The sequence below is a fragment of the Salmonella sp. FC25216 genome, from assembly GCF_057751355.1.
In genome coordinates this window covers 424,772-432,324 of the sequence record NZ_JBDGON010000004.1, presented here as the reverse complement: position 1 = coordinate 432,324, position 7,553 = coordinate 424,772, and the positions used below count along the sequence as shown (strand labels likewise).

General features: G+C 51.9%; 10 protein-coding genes. 4 read left to right on the top strand and 6 right to left on the bottom strand.

Annotation, left to right across the window (positions count from 1 at the left end):
- Positions 1 to 282 precede the first annotated feature (282 nt).
- Positions 283 to 837: a gamma carbonic anhydrase family protein gene (locus AC3G3F_RS11310; protein ID WP_023246875.1), complete on the top strand. Its 555-nt coding sequence runs from the start codon at positions 283 to 285 to the stop codon at positions 835 to 837.
- Here the strand turns inward: AC3G3F_RS11310 and AC3G3F_RS11305 are convergent.
- Genes AC3G3F_RS11305 through dprA form a run of 6 tightly spaced genes read right to left on the bottom strand, consistent with a single transcriptional unit; the run spans position 813 to position 4,605 of the window.
- A complete protein-coding gene (locus tag AC3G3F_RS11305; protein ID WP_023246876.1) occupies positions 813 to 1,070 on the bottom strand; it encodes a DUF1488 family protein in 258 nt (85 codons plus the stop codon). The genes AC3G3F_RS11310 and AC3G3F_RS11305 overlap by 25 nt on opposite strands.
- Positions 1,067 to 1,885 carry a shikimate dehydrogenase gene (aroE, locus tag AC3G3F_RS11300; RefSeq protein ID WP_024149567.1) on the bottom strand — a complete coding sequence of 273 codons (819 nt, stop codon included), beginning with the start codon at positions 1,883 to 1,885 and terminating at the stop codon, positions 1,067 to 1,069. The genes AC3G3F_RS11305 and aroE overlap by 4 nt, the downstream gene beginning before the upstream one ends.
- A gap of 4 nt (positions 1,886 to 1,889) precedes the next feature.
- Complete coding sequence (gene tsaC, locus AC3G3F_RS11295; protein ID WP_023246878.1) at positions 1,890 to 2,462, bottom strand: L-threonylcarbamoyladenylate synthase type 1 TsaC; 573 nt, start codon at positions 2,460 to 2,462, stop codon at positions 1,890 to 1,892.
- Positions 2,455 to 3,009: a DNA topoisomerase family protein gene (locus AC3G3F_RS11290; RefSeq protein WP_053510242.1), complete on the bottom strand. Its 555-nt coding sequence runs from the start codon at positions 3,007 to 3,009 to the stop codon at positions 2,455 to 2,457. Before AC3G3F_RS11290 ends, tsaC begins: the two co-directional genes overlap by 8 nt.
- Before the next feature lie 26 nt (positions 3,010 to 3,035).
- Positions 3,036 to 3,509, bottom strand: a complete 474-nt coding sequence (smg, locus tag AC3G3F_RS11285) for a DUF494 family protein Smg (RefSeq protein WP_000460663.1) — start codon at positions 3,507 to 3,509, stop codon at positions 3,036 to 3,038.
- A complete protein-coding gene (gene dprA / locus AC3G3F_RS11280; protein ID WP_063390859.1) occupies positions 3,481 to 4,605 on the bottom strand; it encodes a DNA-protecting protein DprA in 1,125 nt (374 codons plus the stop codon). Before dprA ends, smg begins: the two co-directional genes overlap by 29 nt.
- A gap of 131 nt (positions 4,606 to 4,736) precedes the next feature.
- On the opposite strand from dprA, the gene def reads away from it, so the two are divergent.
- From def to rsmB, 3 genes are read left to right on the top strand one after another with little or no spacing between them, the layout of a single operon-like run.
- On the top strand, positions 4,737 to 5,246 hold the full coding sequence (def, locus tag AC3G3F_RS11275) for a peptide deformylase (RefSeq protein WP_063390860.1): 510 nt from the start codon (positions 4,737 to 4,739) through the stop codon (positions 5,244 to 5,246).
- A 15-nt stretch (positions 5,247 to 5,261) separates the two neighbouring features.
- Positions 5,262 to 6,209 carry a methionyl-tRNA formyltransferase gene (gene fmt / locus AC3G3F_RS11270; protein WP_023246882.1) on the top strand — a complete coding sequence of 316 codons (948 nt, stop codon included), beginning with the start codon at positions 5,262 to 5,264 and terminating at the stop codon, positions 6,207 to 6,209.
- 51 nt (positions 6,210 to 6,260) lie between these two features.
- Entirely contained in the window at positions 6,261 to 7,550 is a 1,290-nt protein-coding gene (gene rsmB, locus AC3G3F_RS11265) for a 16S rRNA (cytosine(967)-C(5))-methyltransferase RsmB (protein ID WP_023246883.1), read from the top strand.
- Positions 7,551 to 7,553: the final 3 nt, after the last annotated feature.

The following is a 7,553-nucleotide window of genomic DNA, read 5'->3' as shown; positions in this document are numbered from 1 at the left end:
CTTTCCTCTTTCAGAGTCAACCCTGAATGTCAGGATTTTTCTCTTCAACCGACCGGTTGTTTGTGTGAAGTGATTCACATCCGCCGTGTCGATGGAGGCGCATTATAGGGATCACATTTTTTTGCACAAGCGTTTTTTGGATCTTTTTTTCTGTTTGTTGATTTTTCATCCCTTTCGCTCCATTCCTGCGCAAACTGGCGATTTTTTGATGCTATCTCCTCTTGCACAACGCCGTTAAAGCAACCAAAGTCTTCATGACTATTCAGTTATGATGAGGTAAACATGTCTGACACATTACGTCCTTATAAGGATCTTTTTCCTGAAATCGGTCAGCGCGTGATGATCGATACCAGCAGCGTAGTTATTGGCGATGTCCGTCTGGCGGATGATGTCGGGATCTGGCCGCTTGTGGTGATTCGCGGCGATGTGAATTACGTTGCGATAGGAGCTCGTACAAACATTCAGGATGGCAGCGTCCTTCACGTAACCCACAAGTCTGCATCCAACCCACAAGGCAACCCCTTAATCGTTGGCGAAGATGTTACCGTTGGCCATAAAGTTATGCTGCACGGCTGTACCCTCGGTAATCGCGTGCTGGTAGGTATGGGCTCCATTGTGCTGGATGGCGCGATAATAGAAGATGACGTAATGATTGGCGCGGGAAGCCTGGTGCCGCAGCACAAACGGCTGGAAAGCGGATATTTATATCTTGGCAGTCCGGTAAAACAGATCCGCCCCCTGAGCGATGCTGAGAGATCGGGCCTGCAATACTCCGCCAATAACTATGTAAAATGGAAAGACGAATATCTCTCTCAGGATAACCAAATCCAACCGTGATCGTCTTCCTGCTGGGCCAGGATTAATGCTTCAGCCTCTTCTTCCAGGTCCCAGCGATACTCACGAAAAATTGCCAGCCACTGCTCCGGCGTTTCTCCACCAAAACGATACGCCAGCACATCTTCTTTTATTGCACACATGAGTTGCATCCCATTGACCAGGGCGGGAAAGATGATAGCGCTGGCGGCAGTATCCCATTCTTCGCGGTCAGGGAATTGTATTGCCTGGTTCACGCTGATAATTCCTGCTGTAGCAACTTAATCACTGGCTCGACCTCCGGTAATACACCGTGCCAAAGTAAAATAGCATGTGCTGCCTGCCCCACCAGCATTCCCAGCCCATCTGCATATTGTTTTGCTCCCTGTTGTACACACCAGGAAAGAAATGGCGTATTCCCTTTTTGATAGAACATGTCATAGCAACAGAGGGAAGGGTGAATAAGTGACGCCGGAATCGCCGGGATTTCGCCCTGTATGCCGCTGGAAGTTGCATTAATAATCAGGTCAAACTCACAGCCATCCAGCTTATCCATATCCGTGGCATGAACGCTGCCGGTATGAGCAAAGATTTGCGCCAACGCTTCGGCACGTGAAGCTGTACGGTTAGTGATAGTGACCGCGCAATCCAGAGAAAGCAGAGGTAACAGCACGCCCCGAGATGCACCACCCGCGCCAATCAGCAAAATACGCAACCCTGGCCGGATAAAATTTAAGCGTTCGAGATCGCTTAATAAACCGATACCGTCGGTATTGTCGCCAAGCAAACGACCATCCTCCAGCCGTTTTAATGTATTGACCGCTCCCGCCAGCGATGCTCGTTCCGTTAACTCATCCGATCGCGCAAACGCCTCCTCTTTAAAAGGTACCGTGACGTTCGCGCCTTTCCCGCCTGCAGCAAAAAAAGCATTAAGCGTATTAATGAAATCATTAATGGGAGCCAGCACGCGACCATAGGGGTGAACAATATTTAGCTGCTGAGCAAATTGCTGATGAATAAATGGCGATTTGCTGTGCGCAATCGGATTTCCAAAAACAGCATAGGTTTCTATCATATTACCCTTGTCGAAACAGTTCGCCCGTCAGGGCATCGCGAATTTCCGAAGGATTTAAACGTCCGCCCGTTGCGCCTTCAACCATTGGAAAATCATCGCCAAATTGCGCACGCACCTCTTCAACTGTACGGCATGGCGGTAATCCGCTCAGATTGGCGCTGGTGGAAACCAGCGGTTTGCCATATGCATCGCATAGCGCTACCACCAGCGGGTGGTCGGTAACACGAACGGCCAGGGAATCAAAACGTCCCGTGAGCCACCGCGGCGTTGTCGCGGGCGCAGGAAAAACAAACGTTACCGGCCCGGGCCAGCAATCAAATACCGCTTTACGCTGTGCGGCGGTAAGTATGCTGTCATCAATATAAGGTTTTAACTGCTCAAAGCTGGCGGCAATCAAAATGAGCCCCTTATCGACGGGCCGTTGTTTTAACTCCAGCAGGCGCGTAACGGCTGTTTCACTATCGGGATCGCAGCCGACGCCGAAAACGGCTTCTGTTGGATAAGCGATGACATTTTCTTTATTCAGGAGATCTACCGCCGCGGCGATAGACCCTGTTGGCAGGTTATTATTCACTTGTTTGTTCCACCGGAACCGGCTTTCCACATTGTTTACTGGCGCAAAAGCGCTTCACGCCCTGCGCGGTTTTCTTTTCGATGAGTAGCGGATAATGGCACTCGGGGCACTCCCCCGCAACCGGTGTGAAGTTAATAGCAAACTGGCACTCCGGATAACGATCGCAGGAATGAAAGGTTTTGCCATAACGAGAGCGACGCTGAACCAGATGGCCTTTTTGACATTGCGGACAAACGATCGCAGTTTCATCAGGTTTATCAATGAGCTCGGTATGATCACAGGCCGGATACTCACTACATCCGATAAACATACCAAAACGTCCCTGCCGCAACACCAACGAAGCACCGCAATCGGGGCAAAACTTACCCTCCAGAACTTTGACAATATGCCCGTCAGCAGACGACTTCAGCGGACGAATATACTCACATTCCGGATAGCGAGAACAGCCGAGAAACGGACCATGTTTCCCGGAACGAATTACCAGTTCAGCCCCGCACTGCGGGCAGGGCTCATTTTTACGCACAGAAAACAGTGCTGATTTAGCCATATTCACCCATGCAGCATTAACACCTATTAATGCAGCATACCTTCATTTACCTCAAAGAGTAATTCTTCCATTTGCTGATAGGCATTTTCACAGCCCGGAATATTGAATAACACCATCAAAATAACCCATTTCAGGTCTTCCAGGTCGAACTCTGCGGTATCCAGCGCCAGCACACGCTCAATCACCATTTCTCGTGTTTCGAGGTTTAGCACCTGAATCTGCTCAAGGAATAACAGGAATCCCCGGCAACTGGCATCAAGCCTTTCACACTCTTCAACCGTATAAATACGCATTGAAAGAGGGTCGGAAGCAAGTTGCATGGGTTCCGCGAGGCCATCCTGATAGTCAGCGAGTTTTTCCAGCCACAGCAGCGCATTGTAGATGTCTTCGCGATCAAACCCAGCGTCGGTGAGATCACGCTCCAGTCTGTCCTGATCCACGCGCAGCTCGGCTTCGTTATGGATGTATGTTTCAAACAAATACATTAGTACGTCGAACATGGCTTGCCCTCCTTAATCGGACATAGCCGCCGGGTACAGCTGCGATCCATCCTGCTAACTCCAGTTCGAGTAGCTGAGCCACTACCGCTGGCACAGGTTGGCCGGCACGTTCAGCGACGACGTCAACAGGTGTTACCTCATCTCCTACGTTAGCCAGGAGCTCAGGAAATGGCAATGCCACCTCATCCTGATTTAGTGAATAAAGTGAATTTTCCGCCGTAGTTGGCAACCAGTGTAAGCCGTATTGCAAATTTTCCAGAATATCCTCCGGCGTCGTCACAAGCATAGCCCCCTGTTTAATTAACCAGTGCGTGCCTTCGCTTCCCGGGCTACCGATGGGGCCAGGCAATGCAAAAACGTCCCGTCCTTGTTCAAGCGCGCAGCGTGCCGTCACCAACGAACCGCTGCGCAACGCCGCCTCAACCACCAGTACGCCTTTACTCAGCCCGCTGATGATGCGGTTTCTGCGAGGAAAATTTTGCGGTAGCGGCGGCGTTGAAAGCGGAAATTCCGAGACCACTGCGCCGCCAGCGGCAACCAGGCTTTCGGCCAGCATGGCATGTCGGCGCGGATAAATCTTTGCTAAGCCATTCCCTAACACCGCTACACTTTTTCCGCCAATACTCACCGCGGCGTTGTGTGCAACGCCATCAATTCCCCGGGCAAGGCCGCTGGTGATCGTCAAACCGCTTTTCGCAAGGCTTTCGCAGAGCAGACGTCCCCAGCGTTCTCCATACCAGGAGTGGTCCCGGCTCCCTACGACGGCAAGTTGGCAGGTATGAAGGCAGGCGGGATCGCCGTCAATAAAAATAGCGCCGGGATAATCGTCAATAGCACGCAGTTGGGGAGGATAAACCTCACTATCCGCACACAGAAAATGGTGCTGCGGTAGTTCAAGCCAGCGTAACGTCTCCTCAAGCACACCGGCTGGAAGCTGTAAAAAACGTTCAGCTTGCCGTGCGCTAAGACCAGCCTCCTGCAGGCGCGCGCTATTTATCTGAGGCTGGCGAATAAGCGAATTCGCCATGTTCAACATCGCCTCGCCATAGAGGTCGCCGACGTACATTAAACGTAACCAAATTTCGGTACGGGTCATCCTTTCCCTCCCCTGCCACAAGCAGTCTGAGCAATCTTTGCGATTGGTCACTGATGCTGTCAATCAGGTGGGGATTTGTCTAGAATAGAGGTAATAATCTTTTCAACTCCTGAACACAACTCTGGATAATTATGTCAGTTTTGCAAGTGTTACATATTCCGGACGAGCGCCTTCGCAAAGTCGCAAAGCCGGTTGAAGAAGTGAATGCAGAAATTCAGCGTATCGTCGATGATATGTTCGAGACGATGTACGCGGAAGAAGGTATTGGTCTGGCAGCAACGCAGGTCGATATCCACCAGCGGATCATCGTGATTGACGTTTCGGAAAACCGCGATGAGCGCCTGGTACTCATTAATCCGGAATTGCTGGAGAAAAGCGGCGAAACGGGTATCGAAGAAGGCTGCCTGTCGATTCCGGAGCAGCGCGCTTTAGTGCCGCGCGCCGAGAAAGTGAGAATCCGCGCGCTGGATCGCGACGGCAACCCGTTTGAGCTTGAAGCGGATGGTTTGTTGGCGATCTGCATTCAGCATGAGATGGATCACCTGGTCGGTAAACTGTTTATCGATTATTTGTCGCCGCTGAAGCAACAACGTATTCGTCAGAAAGTAGAAAAACTCGACCGCCTGAACGCCCGGGCTTAAAGGACAAGAACCAACGTGTCAGATTCACTACGTATTATTTTTGCGGGTACACCTGACTTTGCAGCGCGTCATCTCGACGCGCTGTTAACTTCTGGACATAACGTTGTCGGCGTATTTACCCAACCCGATCGTCCAGCAGGTCGCGGCAAAAAGTTGATGCCCAGCCCGGTAAAAGTGCTGGCGGAAGAAAAAGACCTGCCCGTTTTCCAGCCCGTGTCGCTTCGTCCTCAGGAAAACCAACATCTGGTTGCTGACTTACATGCCGACGTCATGGTTGTCGTAGCATATGGTCTGATTCTCCCAAAGGCAGTGCTGGATATGCCCCGTCTCGGATGTATCAACGTTCACGGTTCGCTGCTTCCACGCTGGCGCGGCGCGGCGCCTATTCAGCGCTCACTCTGGGCAGGCGATGCGGAAACCGGCGTCACAATTATGCAGATGGATGTAGGGCTGGATACCGGCGACATGCTGTATAAACTTGCGTGCCCGATTACCGCAGAAGATACCAGTGGCTCACTGTATAATAAGTTGGCTAAACTTGGCCCGCAGGGATTAATTACCACACTAAAACAACTGGCGGACGGCACAGCGACGCCTGAAGCGCAGAATGAAGCGCTGGTCACTCATGCGGAAAAGCTCAGTAAAGAAGAAGCGCGTATTGACTGGTCTCTCTCCGCAGCACAACTGGAGCGTTGCATTCGCGCCTTTAATCCGTGGCCAATGAGCTGGCTGGAAATCGACGGCCAGCCGGTAAAAGTCTGGCAGGCCTCCGTCATTGAGGACGCCACGCAGTCACTGCCAGGAACCATTCTGGCAGCGACGAAACAGGGCATCCAGGTTGCCACAGGCAAGGGGATATTAAATTTGCTTTCGCTTCAGCCTGCCGGCAAAAAAGCGATGAGCGCCCAGGATCTGTTAAATTCACGCCGGGAATGGTTTATTCCTGGTAACCGCCTTGCCTGACGGTCACGTCTTTATAAGCCCGGTGTTACCGGGCATTTTTATTTTATACATATGAAAAAACAAAACAATTTACGTAGTCTGGCGGCACAGGCCGTTGAACAGGTCGTCGAGCAGGGACAATCATTAAGTAATGTGCTCCCGCCGCTGCAACAAAAAGTCGCCGATAAAGACAAAGCGCTACTTCAGGAGCTGTGCTTTGGCGTCCTGCGCACCCTTTCGCAGTTGGAATGGCTGATTAATAAGCTGATGTCTCGTCCAATGACCGGCAAGCAGCGTACTGTGCATTACTTAATTATGGTCGGCTTTTATCAGTTGCTGTACACCCGCGTTCCTCCCCATGCGGCGCTGGCTGAAACCGTTGAAGGCGCGGTTGCTATTAAACGTCCTCAGCTTAAGGGGCTGATTAATGGCGTCCTGCGCCAGTTCCAGCGCCAACAGGAGCCATTACTGGCTGAATTTGCCAGCAATGAATCGCGCTTTTTACATCCTGCATGGTTACTGAAGCGCCTGAAAAATGCGTATCCGACCCAGTGGGAATCTATTGCCGAGGCCAATAATCAGCGCCCGCCGATGTGGTTACGCGTAAACCGTACACACCATTCCCGTGACGCCTGGCTGGCGTTGTTAGAAGAAGCTGGTATGAAAGGTTTCACCCACCCGGCTTATCCCGATGCTATACGTCTGGAAACCCCCACGCCGGTTCATGCTCTTCCTGGATTCGATGAAGGCTGGGTAACGGTTCAGGACGCCTCCGCTCAGGGCTGCGTCGCTTTCCTCCAGCCACAAAACGGTGAGCACATTTTAGACTTGTGCGCGGCTCCCGGCGGGAAAACCACCCATATTCTTGAAGCCGCTCCCGAAGCCGAGGTGATGGCTGTCGATATTGATGAGCAGCGTCTTTCCCGCGTCTATGACAACCTGAAGCGTCTGGGAATGAAAGCAACGGTTAAGCAGGGTGATGGACGCTATCCGTCACAGTGGTGCGGCGAGAAGCAGTTCGATCGTATTCTGCTGGATGCGCCCTGTTCCGCAACCGGCGTCATTCGCCGTCATCCAGATATCAAATGGCTGCGTCGCGATCGTGATATCGCGGAACTGGCGCAATTACAGGCGGAAATTCTTGATGCCGTCTGGCCGCACCTGAAGCCCGGTGGGACGCTGGTTTACGCCACCTGCTCCGTACTGCCGGAAGAAAACAGCAATCAGATCAAAACCTTTTTGCAACGCACTCCCGATGCCGCGCTTAGCGAAACGGGAACGCCAGACCAGCCGGGACAACAAAATCTACCGGGCGCCGAAGAAGGTGACGGGTTCTTTTACGCTAAGCTAATCAAAAAGTGATGA

Coding starts and splice junctions, on each gene's coding strand:
- AC3G3F_RS11310 (WP_023246875.1), top strand. CDS start 283: ATGTCTGACACATTACGTCCTTATAAGGATCTTTTTCCTGAAATCGGT.
- AC3G3F_RS11290 (WP_053510242.1), bottom strand. CDS start 3,009: ATGGCTAAATCAGCACTGTTTTCTGTGCGTAAAAATGAGCCCTGCCCG.
- smg (WP_000460663.1), bottom strand. CDS start 3,509: ATGTTCGACGTACTAATGTATTTGTTTGAAACATACATCCATAACGAA.
- dprA (WP_063390859.1), bottom strand. CDS start 4,605: ATGACCCGTACCGAAATTTGGTTACGTTTAATGTACGTCGGCGACCTC.
- def (WP_063390860.1), top strand. CDS start 4,737: ATGTCAGTTTTGCAAGTGTTACATATTCCGGACGAGCGCCTTCGCAAA.
- rsmB (WP_023246883.1), top strand. CDS start 6,261: ATGAAAAAACAAAACAATTTACGTAGTCTGGCGGCACAGGCCGTTGAA.